Raw genomic sequence first — 16,427 nt, 5'->3', positions numbered from 1 at the left:
GACGAGGGTTTCTCCTACCGGTTCAGCACACCGCTGACCGCCGACCCACTCCCCCGGGTCGAACGACAGGAGGAATCCGCATGAGCATCAAGTCGACACTGGCCAAGACCGCGGTCGCCGGCACCCTCGCCGTCGGGGTCGCCGGTGCGGCGGCGGGCGTCGCGAGTGCCGATCCGGGTGGCCAGGACCAGCCGCGACCGGAGGCCCAGCAGGAACACCGCCCGCAGCAGGAACACCGCCCCGAACACCGCGACCAGGCACCCCAGCACGGCTTCTGGTTCTTCGGCACCTGGGTTCCCCTGCCCTGATCCCGCCGTCGACACGCAGTCCCGGTGCCGGGCACCGGGACTGCGTCGTCTCTCCGGCGCCTGGTAGAACTTGCCGGTACCTCCGTTACCGGATAGCGTAGTGATGTCAGTGCACAACTGTTCACTCAATATTCCGGCGGGGTGGCGACGATGAGGTTGCTGGTGTCAACGGTAGTAGGCGAATGGGTCGAGCTGGCCGCGCGGGATCTGGCGGCGTTCGGCGAATTCGCCAGGGAGGTGGGGGCCGCGGTGGCCGCGCATCAACGCGAAATCCGGCGCACAGCCACCGATTCGGGTCGTGAGCTGGTGCGGGAGGGCCGCTCGCTGGCGTTCGACATCGCCGATCTGGCGGATGCGGCCAAGCGCGCTCGATCGGACCGGCTGCGCGGAGACCGCCACGGCCGGTCGGGCGGGACGTGGTGACAGCGCTGGCCGTGATCGGCGGGCTCTGTGCACTGGCCGTGGGCTCGCTGGTGTCCGGCTACGCCGTGGTGGTGATCAGCTACTGGCTGGAACTGCAACGTCATCCCCCGGAGCCGGAACCGACGCCGGACGAACGGGTTCGCTGAGCGCGGTCAGGATTCGGTCGCCAGGCGCACACCGAACCCGACCAGCACCAGGCCGGTGAGCGCGTCGATGCGGCGGCGGATGCGCTCGGTCTGCATCCAGGTCGAGATCGAGCCCGCGGCGACCACGAGCGCGGCGCAGTACAGGGCGGTCAGCACGATGTACACCGCGCCCAACCCCAGGGTCGTCCACACCGGCGAGTATCCGTCGGGGACGAACCCGGGCAGGAAGCTGACGAACAGGACACCGATCTTCGGGTTCAGGATGTCGGTCAGGAAGCCCGCGCCGAAATTGCCCACCCGGTCCAGCGGCGCCGTCGACTCCGCCGGGACGAGAGCTTCCGCGCCGACCGGCCGCCGCAGCGCCTTCAGCGACTGCACCCCGATCCACACCAGGTAGCAGGCGCCGACGATCTTCAGCGCCTCGTACCCGATCTCACTGGCGCGCAGCAGCGCCGAGAGTCCGAGCACCGCGGCGACGACCCAGACCGTCAGCCCGCACAGCACCCCCGCGGCCGTGCGGATCCCGGCCCGGCGGCCGCCCCGGACGAGGCTGCGTACCACGACCAGCGTGTCCGGGCCCGGCAGCAGTACCAGCACGACCGCGGCGAGAGTGAACGACAGGACCGCGGCAATCATCGCTCCATCGTAGAAGCGTGTTCGCCGCGGCCGTCACCAGGTGATGTCGGCGGTGGAGGTCAGCGGCGCGCGCGGTGCGGCCGACTCGGTGACCGGCACGGTGTCGGCGGCGCGCACGGCGTCCGGGAAGCGCAGGCGTGTCCGCTGCTCCAGCTCGGTCACCGCCACCTGGAAAACCCGGAACTCGTCGAGCTCGAGCGCCTCGAGGTGGTCGAGCCGCTGCGACAGCAGGAAGGCACGGCACTTCAGCCGACCACCCTCGACGAAGCAGATCAGCTTCCAGTACTCGCGGGGCAACGCCACGCCACGGTGGACGCGGTCGTCGGCGGCGAACACCGGTCCGCCGAAGACACTCACCCGCAGGTCGTCGATGTCGACATCGGCGAAGACGGCGTCCTCGAGCTGTCCCCACACGCCGTTGCGGCTGCTCTGATTGAAGTCGTCCATCTGCGGGGTGATGTTGGTGTAGAAGAACGAGTCGACATTGGCCTTCTCGGCTTCGGACATGCTCCCCCACAGCAGGTCGGCACGCCGCGCGAGGTGCCCCCGATCGAGGCGATTACGCAGGTAGAGCTCGTTGCCCACCTGCGCATCGGCCGGCAGCCGCGGGTCCTTGACGAATTCGATGCCGGTCCGGTCGATGCGCTTCATCGACGCGCCGTCGATGTTCCACGCCACCCAGAAGGCGAAGCGCCGCGCCGCACTGAGCGCCAGCGAGAAATGGGTGTACCGGATGACCGCCGACCCGTCGAGGCGCACCGCGTCGCCGCCGACCTCGGCGTCGAGTTCGGGCACCTCGATCCTGGTGGCGAGGAACCCCGGCTCGTACCCGGCCCTCGGCACGGCTTCGCTCGCCAAACTCACGGCTGTCGACGGTGTGTGGGTGGCAGTCATGGCGATCACTCCCGGGACCTGGCTGTGCGGTGGATGTGCACGCCATCGTCGTCGGCACGCCCGATCACCTCACGCGTAGTCGACTACCCGCATCACTGTCCTGCGCCATACCGATCCCTATCGCCCGAAATTCTTTATATTATGCTGGACGTGAGTTGAATCACGGGAGTTGGACATGGGCAGTTCATCGATACAGTGGCGTGCCGCTGAGCTGGCGGCCGAGATCACCGAGATCACCGGGCAGGCGAGCGCGCTGCTCGACCGGGAGCCGGACGAGCCGCGGCGCACGGACGAGACCCTCGACGGTCTCTGGGACGAGGTGACCGCCGCGGCGCTCCACGAATCCCGAGTGGTGGAGCCGTCCGCGGGCCGGCTGACCGCGCTGATCGGGATGCTCGAGCGGATCAGGGCCGCGGAATCGATGCGCTCGCGGGCGCGGCTCGCGGACCGGACCCGGCAGGTATCGGCCGTGCACGCCGCGCTGGCCGACCTCGGCGCCGCGACCAGCGTGGACACCCTGCTGACCCGGATCCCGGAGGCCACGTGCGCGCTCGGTTTCGATCGGGCGCTGGTGTCCACCGTCGACGGCGCGTGGCGACTGCACACCATGTTCGTGGTGCGCGATCCGCGCTGGGCGGCCGATATCGTCGCCGTCGGCCGGGAGAACCCGCCCGTGCTCGACCAGGCGCTGGTCGAGCACGACACCGTGGCCGGCGCGCGGGCGGTACTGGTGCACGAGGTGCAGGACAATCCGCGGGTGAACCGGCCGCTGGCGACCGTCACGAAGTCCTCGTCGTACGGCATCGCGCCGTTGATCGTCGACGGGGACGTCGTCGGGATGCTGCACGGCGACTGTTATCACCAGCGCCGCGCGCTCACCGACTTCGACCAGGGACTGCTGTCGGCGTTCGCCACCGGAGTGAGTCAGCAGCTCGCCAAAGTCAGTGTGCTGGAAGGGATCTCCTCGATCCACAGTCAGCTCGGCGCACTCGGCCGGTGGCGATCGACCGCGCCGCCGGTCACCGCGTCGGTGGCGCTGAGCCGCGCCGACGACACCGTGCTCACCCGGCGGGAGGTGCAGATCGTGCGGCTGCTCGCCGACGGCGACTCCAACGGCAGGATCGCCCGCAAACTCGCCATCACCGAGGGCACCGTGAAGACCCACATCACGCGCGTGCTGCGCAAGCTCGGCGCCGCCAATCGCGCCGAGGCGGTCGCGATCTGGCTGCGGGGCACCGACTCGGCACGCGCCTGAGCGCACCGGGTCGTCCGAAGGTCGTACAAAAGCATGACCTGCGCGGGATGTCGCGACGCACGCCGAAAGGGAGAGTGAGCTGCGACATAGTGCGGCGGATCACACGCCGCCGCACACGGCACGGAGGCGCGGGTATGACGCAGAGCGAACGGGAAGCCGACTGGATCGTCGGCATCGATGTGGGTGGCACGTTCACCGACATCATCGGCGTGCACCAGAACACCGGGGAGATCCGCGACGGCAAGGTGCTGTCGACACCGGAGCAGGAGAACGGCGTCCTGCAGGCGCTCGCGGCGATCGACGTCGCGGTGCCCGACGTCGCCGAGATCGTGCACGGGCACACGGTGGGCATCAACGCCCTGCTCAGCCGGACCGGTGAGCACACCGGCCTGATCGCGACCAGCGGCCATCGCGATCTGCTCGACATCGGTCGCATGCACCGCGAGTTCGGCGACCGGTTCTACGACCCCACCTGGCTGCGGCCGCATCAGGAACGCCCGATCGTGCGGCGCGAGTCGCGCTTCGGTGTGCCCGGCCGGCTGCGCTACGACGGCACCGAACTGCTGACCCTCGACGAGGACGCGGTCCGCAAGGCCGCCAGGGCCCTGGGCGAGCAGGGTGCCCGCTCGGTCGCGGTGTGCCTGATGAACTCCTATATCAACGCCGAGCACGAGCGGCGCGCCGCCGAGATCGTCGCCGAGGAGCTGCCCGGCGCCTACATCCAGACCTCGGCGCTGTACCCGGTGACCCGCGAGCACGAGCGGACCACCACCGTGGCGCTGGACGCCTATGTCGGCCCGGCGGTCGTCGGCTACCTGGAGCGGCTCCGGGCCCGGCTGGCCGAGCAGGATTACCGCGGCACCCTGTGGATCATGATGATGAACGGTGGCGTCGCGACCTTCGCCGACGCGAGCAAGGCGCCGGTCTTCCAGCTGGTCTCCGGTCCGGTCGGTGGGGTCAGCGGCAGCGTCAAACTGGCCAACGAGAGCGGCGCGCTCGACCTGCTCACCATCGATGTGGGCGGGACCAGCACCGATGTGGCCGCGATCCGCGGCGGCAAGACCCCGCTCACCGACACCTGGACGCTCGAGACCGGCCTGACGCTCACCATGCCGCTGGTCGATGTCGAGAGCATCGGCTCCGGCGCGGGCAGCCTCATCCGGCCCAGCGCGCTCGGCGCCGTCGCCGTCGGTCCCGCCTCGGCCGGGTCGAATCCCGGCCCGGTCTGCTACCAGCGCGGTGGTGTCGAGCCCACGCTCACCGACGCGTGCGCCGCCCTGGGCATCCTGCAACCGGACCTGTTCGCCAACGGCGCGATCCAGCTCGATGTCGACGCGTCGCTGGAGGCGCTGCGCACGACCGGCAAGCAGTGGGGCCTGTCGGCACTCGAACTCGCCTCCGCCGCCTACGAAATCGCGTGCCAGGACATCGCGGCCAAGGTGCGCAGCATCTCGGTGTACCGCGGTCTCGATGTCCGGGAGTTCGCGTTGCAGCCCTCCGGGTCGGCCGGGCCGATGCTCGCCGATCGGGTCGGCCAGATCCTCGGGCTGGACACGGTGATCGTGCCGCGCAGTCCCGGCCAGTTCTCCGCGCTGGGGCTGCTGCGCAGCGATCTGATGGTGACCCGCGCGCAGTCGATCATGACGCCGCTGGCCCGCCCGCAGGCCGACGCGGTGGAGGCCGCGTTCGTCGCGCTCCAGGACAGCATCAGGACCGACCTGCGCGACCAGGGCATCGATGTGTCACGGCTGCGCTTCGAACGCGCCGTCTTCGCGATGTATCGCGGCCAGACCTGGGACAACCGGCTGCCGATCGCCGCCGGCGCGGTCACCGCCGACCGCGTCGACGAACTGGTCCCCGCGTTCCACGACTTCTACCGGCAGGCCTACGGTTTCGCGGCCCCGGAGATCCCCGTCGTGGTGTCCACCGTCGAGGTGACCGCGGTGCTCCCGCGTGAACTCGGCGACGCCGACCGCAGCACGGACGCGGGCGAGTCCTTCCTTCGCACGACCCCGCTGACCGTGCCGGGCACCACCACACCCGTCGAGGTCCCTATCCACGTCCGGGAACGCCTCGCGCCGCATCAGCCGGTGCCCGGCCCCGCCCTGATCGCCGAGAAGTTCGCGACCACCCTGGTGCTGCCCGGCCGGGTGGCCCACGTGGACGACGACCTCACTCTCATCATCGAGCCGCAGCGCTGAGGAGCACACCCATGACCATCACCACCGAAACCCCGGGCCCCGCCGTCGACGTCGAGCTCGACATCCTGCGCTACGGCCTCGTCGAAGTGGCCCGCGAGATGCTGGATTCGCTGATGCGCAGCGCCTTCTCGCCGGTCTGCCGCGACATCCTGGACTGCACCAGCGCCATCCACATGCGCACCGACGACGGCTGGGAGACCGTCGCGCTGTGGGAGGGCTGCATGCAGCACGCCTTCACCGCACCGCATATCGCGAACTTCGTGATGGACGACTGGGACATCGACACGATGCAGCCCGGCGACGTCATCTTCGTCAACGACCCGTGGCGCGGGACCATCCACCAGTCCGACGTGAACCTGCTGCGACCGATCTTCGTCGACGGCCGCGTGGAGTTCCTGCTGCACTCGACCTCGCACCTGGTCGACCTCGGCGGCGCGATCCCCGGCGGATTCTCGAACGGCACGCAGACCCACTTCGAGGAACAGCTCAAGCTGCCACCGACCCTGTTGTACGCCAACGACGTTCCGGTGCGGCCGACCTTCAACTTCCTGCTCGAGAACAACCGCGTCCCCCAGCTCGTTCTCGGTGACCTGCGCGCCCTGCACGGCTGCCTGGTGGTGGGCGAACGCCAGCTCCAGGAACTGATCGCCCGCAGCGGGCTCGATCGGGTCCGCGCCGCCGGACGGTACGCCATCGACTCCACCGAGGCGAGCATGCGGCGCGGCATCGCGAGCATTCCCGACGGCGACTACACCGCCGAGGACTTCCTCGACGAGGACGGTGTCGGCGACGAGGCGATCCCGGTGCACGTGACGGTGAAGGTCCGGGGCGATTCGATGGAGATCGACTTCTCCGGCTCGGGCCGCCAGCCCCTGGGCAACTGCGGTACCGCGTGGTGCGAGGCCACCCGCTGCATCGAGGCGGTCAAGCTGATGGTCGACCCGTCCACGCCGGTCAACAGCGGCACGCTGCGGCCGATCGAGACCCTGCTGCCGTCGGGCAGCGTGGTCCAGGTCCTGCCGCCGTCGAGTTGCTCCAACCACGCCGACATCGGCGCGCGCGGGATCAATGTGGTCACCCAGGCGCTGAGCCGGGCCACCGACGAGACGTTCGCCTGCGACACCGGCACCGCCGTGGTGGTGAGCCTGGGTGGAATCGATACCCGCCCCGGGCACGAGGGCACGCCGTGGGGCGCGTTCGCGCTGGCGGGTGGCGGCTGGGGCGGCACCTGGAAGGAGGACGGCGTCTCCTTCTGTGTGATCCCGATCGGCAACTGCCGCACCTCCGTGCAGGAGCATCTGGAGATCGAGAGTCCGCTGGTGGTGGTCCAGCACGAGATGGTCGTCGACACCGCGGGCGCGGGCCGCTATCGCGGCGGCGCGGGTTCGGTGTACTCGATCTACGCCGAATCCGACACCATGGTGACCGTCACCGCGGACCGGATCCGGGTCGGCGCACCGGGATCCAGCGGCGGCGGCGCCGGTGCTCCCGCCTTCGGGTGGTACATCGAGGATTTCGATCTCGCCCGGCACGGAGATCCACTCGATCTGCGCGGCATCGAGCCGCTGTTCGGCATGTTCGACGCCGAGGGCAGGCCCGATCCCAACCACGGCGAATTCGGGCGCGGCGCACGCTATCGGACCGGCAAGTTCTCCGGCCTGATCCTGAAAGCCGGTGATGCCCTGCGGTTCGTCATCGGCGGTGGCGGCGGCTGGGGTGATCCGCTCGACCGCGAGGCGGACCGGGTCGCCACCGATGTGCGCGCCGGGCTGGTCAGCACCGAATTCGCCGCCGCCGCCTACGGAGTCGTGATCAGCGACGGCGCGGTCGACGAGCGCGCGACAGCGACCCTGCGCGACCGGCTGGCCACCGACCGCGCGAAGGGCCGCTGGCAGGTGCCGGTCGCCACTCCCCTCACCTGGACCCTCTGAGCGAAGGACACTCTCATGGCAGTCGATCGTCTTCTGTTCCCCCGCCCCGACACCGAGCGCGTGTACGTCGAACGCGTCCCCGTCGACGGCGCGTGCCCCGCGTGTGGCGCGGAGAAGCTGGCGCGCTATCCCGTCGCCAACTTCCTCGGTCCGCGCATGGTGGTCAAGTGCCAGACGTGCTTCCACCACGTCTCGGTGACGCGCCCCGAGCCAGCGGACCACTGGCCCGCGTGGCGCGCCCCGGCCAGGGACTGGCCCGCCTCGCGCGTCGGCTGATCCGTCCCGTTCCAGCTCTCGAAAGGAAAACATCGATGTCAGGACTGTTGCTCGACGGGAAGACCGTGCTCATCACGGGCGCGGCGGGCGGAATCGGTACGGCGACAGCGCTGCTGGCCGCGCGGGAAGGCGCGCACCTCGCGCTGACCGATGTCTCGAAGGACGGCGTGGAAGCCACGGCGGAGCGGGTGCGCGCCGCCGGCGGCGAGGCCATCACGGTGCCCGCCGACCTGACCGACGGCGCGGCCGTGACCGCGATGGTGGCCGCGGTGGTCGCCGAGTACGGCCGCCTCGACGGTGCGTTCAACAACGCCGGGGTCAGCGGCGGACAGATCGGCCAGGGCGGACGACGCGTCGCCGAGTGGGACGAAGACGCCTTCGATCGGGCGATCGCGGTGAACCTCAAGGGCGTATGGCTGTGTCTGCGTGCGGAATTGACGCAGATGGTGGCGCAGGGCGGCGGGGCGATCGTGAACACCGCGTCGCTGGCGGGGCTGACCGGATTCAAGACCACCGCCGGGTACTCGGCGGCCAAACACGGCGTCATCGGCCTGACCAAGACCGCCGCGATCGAGTACGCCCCGGCCGTCCGGATCAACGCGGTGTGCCCCGGCTACACCGACACCGACCTGATGAAGGACGCCAAGCGTCGCAGCGGCGACACCATCATGGCGCGCATTCCCGCGGCCCGGCTCGCCGCGCCCGCGGATATCGCGGAGATGGCGGTGTGGCTGCTGTCGGACCGTGCCGCCTACGCCACCGGCGGCGAGTTCGTCGTGGACGGCGGATACATGGCGGGGTGATCCGCCGCTTCTCGAATCGATCTCGACCCGAAAAGGATTCACGCATGACAGCCCTGATTGGTACGGCCGCGAGCTACCTCGCCGGTCGCTGGGAAGCCGGGGACGGCCCGGTGATAGCCACGATCGCACCAGCGACCGGGGTGCAGGTGGCGCTCACGCCGTCGACGAGCGCGGCACAGGTCGGCGCGGCGGTCTCGGCGGCACGCCGCGCGTTCGACGGCGGCGAGTGGAGCAGGCTCGGGCCCGCCGATCGCGGCGCCCTGCTGCATCGGCTCGCCGACCTGCTCGAGGCGAACCGCGACGCGCTCGTCCGGCTCGCCGCCACCGAGATCGGCACGCCGATCAGCAGCGGGCCGACGCTGCACGTCGACCTGCCCGCGAAGTTCTTCCGCTGGTTCGCCGATGCCGCGGCCCGGGGACCGCGCGAGGGCTACGAGCAGCCGCTGCCACTCGACCACGACCCGATCACCACCAGCAGTCTGCTGCTCCGTCAGCCCGCGGGCGTGGTGGCCGCCGTGGTGGCCTACAACGTGCCGATCATGATGAGCGCGTACAAGCTGGGCGCCGCGCTCGCCGCCGGGTGTTCGACGGTGCTGGTCACCTCGCCGAAGGCGGTGCTGCTGACCTCGGCGTTCGTGCGGCTGGTCGAGGAGGCCGGATTCCCCGCAGGCGCGGTCAATCTGGTGTTCGGCCCGCCCGCGGTCACCGAGCAGGTGGTGGCCGCGCCCGAAGTCGACATGGTGACGTTCACCGGGTCCGCCGCGGTCGGCAGCAAGATCCTCGCCCTGGCGGCCCCGACGTTGAAGAAGGTGGTGCTCGAACTCGGCGGCAAGTCGCCCAATATCGTCCTGCCGGGCACCGACCTCGAACGCGCCGTGCCCGCCTCGGCGCTGCGGTTCACCCGCAACAGCGGGCAGGCGTGCGGCGCGACCACCCGAACCCTGGTGCCCCGGGCCGATTTCGACGAATACGTCGAGCGCTCGGGCGCGTTCCTGCGCGGGCTCACCGTCGGCGATCCGCTGGCCGCCGACACGGTCCTCGGCCCGCTGATCACCGGCGAGCACCGCAGCGACGTGGAGGGTTACCTCGAGCGGGCCCGCGCGGCCGGCGCGGCGGTGCCGGTCGGTGGCGGCAGGCCCGCCGGGCTCGACGACGGGTTCTTCCTCGAGGCGACCCTGGTGACCGGCGTTTCCAACGCGGCCGAGATCGCGCAGGAGGAACTGTTCGCGCCGGTCGGCGTCGTTCTGCCCTACACCGACCTCGACGACGCGATCCGGATGGCCAACGACGTCCGATACGCGCTCAACGCCAATGTCTGGGGGCCGACACCCGACGCCATCGCCTTCGCCCGCCGCCTGCGCTCGGGCACGGTGACCGTCAACGGTGGCGGCGGCATGCGGGCCGACGCACCCTGGGGCGGTCCCGGCCACAGCGGCATCGGACGCGAGGGTGGCGAGGAAGGATTCCGCGAATTCTTCGAGGTCAAGCACGTGCAGTGGCCGCTGTGAAGATGCTGGAAGGCAAGGTCGCCGTCATCACCGGGGCCGCGAGCGGCATGGGCCTGGCCACCGCCGAAGCCTTCGTCGAGCACGGCGCGCTGGTGGTCCTCGCCGACATCCAGGAGGAACGCGGTGCCGCGGCCGCCGCCCGTCTCGGCGACTCGGCGCGCTTCGTCCGCACCGATGTCACCTCGGCGGCGGAGGTCGAAGCGCTGGTCGGCGCCGCGGTGGGCGCCTTCGGCAGGCTCGATGTGCTGTTCAGCAACGCCGGTGCCGCCGTGGACCTTTCCCCGATCGAGGAGCTCACCCCGGCCGGGCTGGACCGCACGCTGGCACTGAACCTGCGGGCCCACGTCGCCGCGCACAAGTACGCGGCCCGGCAGTTCCGCCTACAAGGCACGCCCGGCTCGATCATCACCACCGGCAGCGTCGCGGCGCTGCAGGCCGGGTGGAACGGGGCGGCGTACTCGATGGCCAAGGCGGCCGTCCTGGCGCTGGTCCGCCAGACCGCGATGGAGAACCGGGGCACCGGCATCCGGTCGAACGCGATCCTGCCGGGCGCGGTGCTCACCTCGATCATCACCGACATGTTCGGGGTCGCCCGCGAGCGCGAGGACGAATTCCTCACCGGGATCGGCGAACGCATCGGCGGCGAGACGTTGATCGGCCGCGCGGGCCGCGCCGGGGACATCGCCGGCGCCGCGCTGTTCCTCGCCAGTGAGCTCTCGGCCTGGATCACCGGGGTCGCGCTCCCGGTCGACGGCGGGTCGACCGCCGTGACCAAGGACGCCACGGTCGCGCTCATCACCGACTTCGCCGCGGAGTTCCACGCCGCGTCGTGAGGTGAGCCGACCCGAGAACACCGGCCGCGGTCGCCGAAAGGCCACCGCGGCCGATGTTTTCGGTGGTTCGTCCCGTCGCCTACGGCTGCTTCTGCCGGGTCATCAGGTGGGTGGCGCTGAGCACGACCAGGACCGCGGTGCAGCCGACGGCGCCCACCGCCAAGCCGATGCCGATCCCGGTGGCGGTCGGGTAGCCGGTCGGAGCGAGGTGTGCGGCGAGCACCGCGCCGGACATGGCGCTACCGAATGAGCCACCGACGGTCCGCAGGACCTGGTTGAAGCTCACCGCGCTGCCGAGTTCGCGGTCGGCGACGCTGCGGGCGATCAGCGCGGGCATCGCGGCGTAGGTGGTGCCGATGCCCATACCGAATCCGAGCATGCCGACCAGGATCTCCCAGAGTTCGTCGTGGGCGATCCACAGCAGCAGACTGGACGCGGTGACCAGCGCGGAACCGGGAATCAGCAAGGCGCGCATGGGAATACGGGCCGAGACCACGCGCACCACCCGGTTGGCAGCGAAACTGCCGACCGACAGCGGCAACATGACGAAGCCGGCCCAGAACAGCGGCAGCGCCACTCCGTAGCCGGTCGAGGTGGGCGCCTGGGCGATCAGGCTGGCGATCGAGAGGCAGGCGTACATCGCCGCGCCGAGCCCGATGGCGGTGCCGTTGGCGACGAGCACGTCGCCGGTGCGCAGCACCCGCAGGTCGACCAGGGCGTGCGGGGTCCGCAGTTCGACCAGTCCCCACACCACCAGGATCGCCACCGACACCAGGAACAGCCCGATCGTCGCGGGCGAGCCCCAGCCCCAGCGCGCACCGTCACCGGCGACGAGCAGCAGTGTCGCCAGGCCGACGCCGATCAGCACGGCACCGCGCAGGTCGAACGGCGTGCGCGCCGCCCGCTCGTCGGGGCCGTCCGGCACCACGAGCCAGACGACCAGGACGGTCGACAGCAGGAACAGCGCCGCGGCCCAGAAGGCGAAGCGGTAGCCGAACAGGTCGGCCAGGATGCCGGTGAGCGGATAGCCGAGGCCGAGCCCACTGGTGACCGTCACCGACAGGGTCGAGATGCCGTTGCGAACCTCCTCGGGCGGCAGATAGCGGCGGGCCAGCGCGATCGTCACCGGGACGATCCCGTAGCTGAGGCCCTGCAGGGCGCGACCGATCAGGAACACCGTGAAGTTCGGCGCCAGCGCGGCCACCAGCGAACCGGCCAGAATGATGATCAGCGACCACAGCAACAGCCGCTTCTTGTGCGGGCCGTCGCTGAGGCGGCCCATGATCGGCGTGGTCACGGCGCCGACCAGCAGGTTCACGGTGAGCATCCACTGCGCGGCGCTCACGTCGACACCCATGTCGTGCGAGATCGCCGGCACCAGCAGCATGCCGAGCGAACTGACGATGGCCGAGGTCAGGGCGGTGTAGACGAGCGCGGGAGCCAGCCGGTGCGGTCCGGCGATCATGCGATCGGCCCGGCGTCCGCCAATATCCGCAGGGCCGGGAGGGCGGCGTCGAGGGACGCGCGCTCCTCGGGTGTCAGCCGTTCGGCGATGGCGCCGGCGAGCCAGTCCAGGCCGACGGCGCGTTCCTCGGTGAGCCGCGCCCGGCCCGCGGCGGTGGGTTCGATCCAGACTTTGCGGCGGTCGTCCTCGTCGGGCGTGCGGGTCACCAGTCCGAGGACCTCGAGCTCGCGCACCGCGGTGGCGATGGCCTGCGGACTGACAGTTTGCTCGGCGGCCAGGGTCGTCGCGGTGGCCCGGCCGTGCTTGGCCAAATAGGTGAGCACACCGAGCTTTCCCACCGAGATCGAGCGCCCGGCGAGCAGTCGGCGAGCGATCGGATGTAGCGCTTCACCCAGCTCTCGGGCGGTGGATCGTTCGGGGGGCATAGCGAAACCATACAACTAAATTGATCAATTCAGTTGAATAACTGCGGTGATGCTGCTTATAGACCGAGACCACAGAAGCCCCTCCGACCGGCGCCGGAAGGGGCTTCGTGCCCGATGTCAGCGGCCGGGAACCAGCGTCATCGTGCGCCCGTCGGCGACGAACGTGCCGGTGTAGACCGCCGTCGATTCGTCCAGGTCGAGAACACCGTCGGCGCCCACCGAGAACCGGCGCAGGATCTCCTCACCGCCCCGCATCGGATCCGTCCCCAGCGCCCACAGCACTTCACCACTGGGCGACATCGCCGACGATTCGGCGAACACCCCGGGCTGCCCCGGCGCGAAATCGACGTCGGGCAGCGGAGTCAGCACGCCGTTCTGCTCGACGCGGAACGAACTGATGTGCCCGGACCCCATGTTCGGCACGTACAAGTAGCGACCGTCGGGCGTGATACTCGTGACATGCGGCAGCAGACCGGTGCGGAACGGCGAGCCCGCGATCTCGGTCAGCGAACCGTCCTCGGCCCTGGTGAATCCCGAGACCGAGCCGCTGATCTCGTTGATGACATAGACATGGCGCCCATCGGGGGTGACCCGGGGGAAGATCGGGTTCAGACCCGTGTCGACCCGCTGCTTGGCCGGCGACACCGTGCCGTCGGGATCGATGTCGAACACCAGCAACTGACGCGGGAGCAGGCTGGCCGCGTAGAGCTGACGGCCGTCGGGCGAGACGGTGGCCGAGGCGACGCCGTCGACCGGTTCCCCGAACGGCGTCCCGGCACCGTGTCGGGTCAGGGTGCCGTCGACACCGATGCGGACCGCCACGACCTGGGCGTTCTGCAGGCCGACGACGACATACGCGAACCGGCCGTCGGGCGAGAAGGTGATGTCGACGGGAATGTCGGGCATCGTCAGCGGCGTCCCCGCGGTCAGCTCGCCGCCCGCGCCGATCGCGTACGGGATCAACTGCGGATTCGATCCGGGCGCGACCATCAGGAACCGTCCGTCCGGCGTGGCTGCCTGCGGCCAGTTGAAAGCGCCGGACGGCACCCTGGCCCCGATCGGGGTCGGCTGTCCGGCGTCGGAGGCGTGGTAGCCCGCGATGCCGTCGCTGAGGAAGCCGTGGGCGTAGATGTGGTATCCGGCGGTATCCGCCGACGCGGGGTGAGCCGTCGCCGTGAAGCCGGGGAGAACGGTCGCGGCCAGTGCCAGCGCCCAGGCCGCCCGCCGGGTCCCCGAACCACCTGTCGACGTTGAATCAGAGGTCATAGCAGGAGACTAAGTCTTGGACGGGCTGGTGAACTGTCCAGAAATCTGCACACCCGCGACCGGCCTTGACCAGCACAGACGACGAAAACCCCGCCGGCTGAGCCGACGGGGTTCACGGGCCGGGAACTAGTCCTGGCCGGGCAGCAGACCCAGCTGGGTCAGGAAGCTGACATTGTCCCAGTAGACCCGGTGCTCGGAGACCTTGCCGTCGCGCAACGTGAAGGTGTCGATGAGCGGGAAGGTGACGGTGCGGCCGGAGGCGGGCACCTCGCCCTCCGCGGTCGCCAGCGGGCCGGTCTGGACGCCGGTGAAGACGATCTCGGCGATCGCGGTGTCGCCGTCGACCCAGGTGTTGCGGCGTTCGATCTTCATCCCGGGAAACGCGGTGATGAAGGCGCCGATGAGGCCGCGCAGCGCCTCGATGCCGCTGAGCGGACCGGACGGGAACTCGGCCGCGACATCATCGGTGAACGGGCTCGCGGCCAGGTCGAGATCGCCGCCCTCGAGGCCGGCGTAGTGCGTGTTGACGAGGTCGAGCAGGTCGCTCATGGTGCGCCTTTCGCTGAGTGTCTGCCCGGAACTCCCGGGCGAGCCAACAATATATTGTGCATAGTAAGTTTCGCCAGAGTTCTTGCGCGCTTTATATATTCAGCTTGACCGATCACGAACAGCCGTGGTGTTCGCCATGATGTATTCGAACAGACACACCAGCACCTCCTTGCACGAAGCCCGGTCGCGGGCGTCGCACAGCAGAATCGGAACGTGCGTCGGCACCCCGAGCGCGGCCCGAATCTCGTTGGGCTCGTAGCGATCCGCGCCGTCGAAGCAGTTCACCGCGACCACGAACGGAATTCGCCGCGACTCGAAATAGTCGACTGCGGCGAAACTGTCGGCGAGCCTTCGGGTATCGACCAGAACCACCGCGCCCAGTGCGCCACGGGACAGTTCCGGCCACAGAAACCAGAAACGGTCCTGCCCCGGCGTGCCGAACAGATATAAGATCACTCGCGGATTGATCGTGATCCGGCCGAAATCCAAGGCGACCGTGGTGGTGCGCTTGGCCTCGATGCCACGCAGGTCGTCGACCGAGCTGCTCAGCTCGGTCAGCTGTTCCTCCGTGCGCAGCGGGGTGATCTCGCTGATCGCGCCGACCATCGTCGTCTTGCCGACGCCGAATCCACCGGCCACCAGGACCTTCACGGCCAGCTCGGCCGACATCGCCGGGGAGCCGTAGCCGTCAGAGATTGCGTATGCCATCGAGTACCGCCTGCAGGAGTTCGGGGTCGGGGCCTGCGTCGGCCCGCGGTGGGGAACGGAAGATCACATAGCCGGCCGAGATCAGATCGCTGACCAGCACCTTCACGGTGACCAGCAACAAGCCCAGGTGCGCGGCGATTTCGACGATCGAGAGCGGACGGTGGCGGCACAGCCGGAAGATCTCGGCGTACTCGCGGTCGAGCTTGCCGACGTCGGCGTCGTAGCCGACCGAGATCACCAAGGTCAGGATGTCGAGATCCTGTAGTTCCTTGCCCGCCCGGCCGCGCGTGAGCGCGAACGGCCGGACCAGGGGCCCCGGGTCGTCGTCCTCGTAGCCCCACGCGTCGTCCGGTCCCTCACTCACGGCAGATGCGACACTCGCGTCGTCGAATTCCGCGGTGACGCCGAGAGATGGTCGCGCACCTGGCCGACGATCACGTTCATCTCGTAGGCGACCAGGCCCAGATCGGCCTCCGCGTCGGCCAGCAGGGCCAGGCAGGCGCCCTGACCGGCCTCGGTCACCAGCAGGTAGCCGAGCTCGAGCTCGATCACCGTCTGGTGCAGCGCGCCCTTGCCGAAGCGGGTGCCGACGCCGCGCGCCAGGCTGTGCAGCGCCGACGCCATCGCCGCCAGGTGTTCGACGTCCTCCCGGTCGATCCCGACGGACCCGGCCAGCGCCAGTCCGTCCGCGGAGAGCACCACCGCGGACTCCGCGCCCGAGGTGTTCTTCACCAGGGTGGTGAGCAGCCAGTCCAGGGTTCCCGCCGGCGGCTGGCGAACCATCATGTCCTCGTTCATGT

19 protein-coding genes are annotated in these 16,427 nt (G+C 69.9%); 10 read left to right on the top strand and 9 right to left on the bottom strand.

The features are described 5' to 3' along the window. Nucleotides 1-80: 80 nt before the first annotated feature. The 3 genes from AB0H54_RS26535 to AB0H54_RS26525 all read left to right on the top strand — a co-directional run bounded on the left by AB0H54_RS26535 (nt 81) and on the right by AB0H54_RS26525 (nt 877). The gene (locus AB0H54_RS26535; RefSeq protein ID WP_357348801.1) at nt 81-308 is read left to right on the top strand and encodes a hypothetical protein; all 228 of its coding nucleotides are present in this window, start codon (nt 81-83) and stop codon (nt 306-308) included. A 162-nt stretch (nt 309-470) separates the two neighbouring features. Further along, complete coding sequence (locus tag AB0H54_RS26530) at nt 471-731, top strand: hypothetical protein (RefSeq protein ID WP_357348799.1); 261 nt, start codon at nt 471-473, stop codon at nt 729-731. After that, nucleotides 728-877, top strand: coding sequence for a hypothetical protein (locus tag AB0H54_RS26525; protein WP_357348797.1), 150 nt, complete (start codon nt 728-730; stop codon nt 875-877). Before AB0H54_RS26530 ends, AB0H54_RS26525 begins: the two co-directional genes overlap by 4 nt. A 6-nt stretch (nt 878-883) precedes the next feature. Here AB0H54_RS26525 and AB0H54_RS26520 read toward each other — a convergent pair whose 3' ends face one another. Then, nucleotides 884-1,513, bottom strand: a complete 630-nt coding sequence (locus AB0H54_RS26520) for a LysE family translocator (RefSeq protein ID WP_357348795.1) — start codon at nt 1,511-1,513, stop codon at nt 884-886. 33 nt (nt 1,514-1,546) lie between these two features. Beyond that, nucleotides 1,547-2,377, bottom strand: coding sequence for a DNA/RNA non-specific endonuclease (locus AB0H54_RS26515; protein ID WP_357348793.1), 831 nt, complete (start codon nt 2,375-2,377; stop codon nt 1,547-1,549). A 205-nt stretch (nt 2,378-2,582) separates the two neighbouring features. On the opposite strand from AB0H54_RS26515, the gene AB0H54_RS26510 reads away from it, so the two are divergent. The 7 genes from AB0H54_RS26510 (at nt 2,583) to AB0H54_RS26480 (ending at nt 11,214) form a co-directional block, all read left to right on the top strand. After that, nucleotides 2,583-3,662, top strand: coding sequence for a LuxR C-terminal-related transcriptional regulator (locus tag AB0H54_RS26510; protein WP_357348791.1), 1,080 nt, complete (start codon nt 2,583-2,585; stop codon nt 3,660-3,662). Between the two features lie 134 nt (nt 3,663-3,796). Further along, nucleotides 3,797-5,863, top strand: a complete 2,067-nt coding sequence (locus AB0H54_RS26505) for a hydantoinase/oxoprolinase family protein (protein ID WP_357348789.1) — start codon at nt 3,797-3,799, stop codon at nt 5,861-5,863. 11 nt (nt 5,864-5,874) lie between these two features. Continuing rightward, nucleotides 5,875-7,794, top strand: a complete 1,920-nt coding sequence (locus tag AB0H54_RS26500) for a hydantoinase B/oxoprolinase family protein (RefSeq protein ID WP_357348787.1) — start codon at nt 5,875-5,877, stop codon at nt 7,792-7,794. Nucleotides 7,795-7,809: 15 nt separating this feature from the next. Then, nucleotides 7,810-8,070 carry a hypothetical protein gene (locus AB0H54_RS26495; RefSeq protein WP_357348785.1) on the top strand — a complete coding sequence of 87 codons (261 nt, stop codon included), beginning with the start codon at nt 7,810-7,812 and terminating at the stop codon, nt 8,068-8,070. A 35-nt stretch (nt 8,071-8,105) separates the two neighbouring features. Then, nucleotides 8,106-8,873 (top strand): SDR family oxidoreductase, encoded by a 768-nt coding sequence (locus AB0H54_RS26490; RefSeq protein WP_357348783.1) that lies wholly within the window; start codon nt 8,106-8,108, stop codon nt 8,871-8,873. A gap of 44 nt (nt 8,874-8,917) precedes the next feature. Beyond that, nucleotides 8,918-10,381, top strand: coding sequence for an aldehyde dehydrogenase family protein (locus tag AB0H54_RS26485; RefSeq protein ID WP_357348781.1), 1,464 nt, complete (start codon nt 8,918-8,920; stop codon nt 10,379-10,381). Between the two features lie 2 nt (nt 10,382-10,383). Continuing rightward, nucleotides 10,384-11,214 carry an SDR family oxidoreductase gene (locus AB0H54_RS26480; protein ID WP_357349096.1) on the top strand — a complete coding sequence of 277 codons (831 nt, stop codon included), beginning with the start codon at nt 10,384-10,386 and terminating at the stop codon, nt 11,212-11,214. A gap of 79 nt (nt 11,215-11,293) precedes the next feature. Here the strand turns inward: AB0H54_RS26480 and AB0H54_RS26475 are convergent, their stop codons facing one another. From AB0H54_RS26475 to AB0H54_RS26445, 7 genes are all read right to left on the bottom strand, one after another. Continuing rightward, on the bottom strand, nt 11,294-12,679 hold the full coding sequence (locus AB0H54_RS26475) for an MFS transporter (protein WP_357348779.1): 1,386 nt from the start codon (nt 12,677-12,679) through the stop codon (nt 11,294-11,296). Next, on the bottom strand, nt 12,676-13,104 hold the full coding sequence (locus AB0H54_RS26470) for a MarR family transcriptional regulator (protein WP_357348777.1): 429 nt from the start codon (nt 13,102-13,104) through the stop codon (nt 12,676-12,678). Before AB0H54_RS26470 ends, AB0H54_RS26475 begins: the two co-directional genes overlap by 4 nt. Nucleotides 13,105-13,221: 117 nt before the next feature. Beyond that, entirely contained in the window at nt 13,222-14,370 is a 1,149-nt protein-coding gene (locus tag AB0H54_RS26465) for a beta-propeller fold lactonase family protein (protein WP_357348775.1), read from the bottom strand. Between the two features lie 126 nt (nt 14,371-14,496). Next, the gene (locus tag AB0H54_RS26460; protein ID WP_357348773.1) at nt 14,497-14,919 is read right to left on the bottom strand and encodes a nuclear transport factor 2 family protein; all 423 of its coding nucleotides are present in this window, start codon (nt 14,917-14,919) and stop codon (nt 14,497-14,499) included. A 99-nt stretch (nt 14,920-15,018) separates the two neighbouring features. Continuing rightward, complete coding sequence (locus AB0H54_RS26455; RefSeq protein WP_357348771.1) at nt 15,019-15,627, bottom strand: ATP/GTP-binding protein; 609 nt, start codon at nt 15,625-15,627, stop codon at nt 15,019-15,021. Further along, a complete protein-coding gene (locus tag AB0H54_RS26450) occupies nt 15,608-15,991 on the bottom strand; it encodes a DUF742 domain-containing protein (RefSeq protein ID WP_357348769.1) in 384 nt (127 codons plus the stop codon). The genes AB0H54_RS26455 and AB0H54_RS26450 overlap by 20 nt, the downstream gene beginning before the upstream one ends. Further along, nucleotides 15,988-16,425: a roadblock/LC7 domain-containing protein gene (locus tag AB0H54_RS26445; RefSeq protein WP_357348767.1), complete on the bottom strand. Its 438-nt coding sequence runs from the start codon at nt 16,423-16,425 to the stop codon at nt 15,988-15,990. Before AB0H54_RS26445 ends, AB0H54_RS26450 begins: the two co-directional genes overlap by 4 nt. Nucleotides 16,426-16,427: the final 2 nt, after the last annotated feature.

It is taken from the genome of Nocardia sp. NPDC050718 (assembly GCF_040654235.1).
GTDB lineage: Bacteria > Actinomycetota > Actinomycetes > Mycobacteriales > Mycobacteriaceae > Nocardia.
The sequence above is the reverse complement of the archived record's forward strand: the minus strand, read 5'-3'. Positions and strand labels throughout refer to the sequence as shown.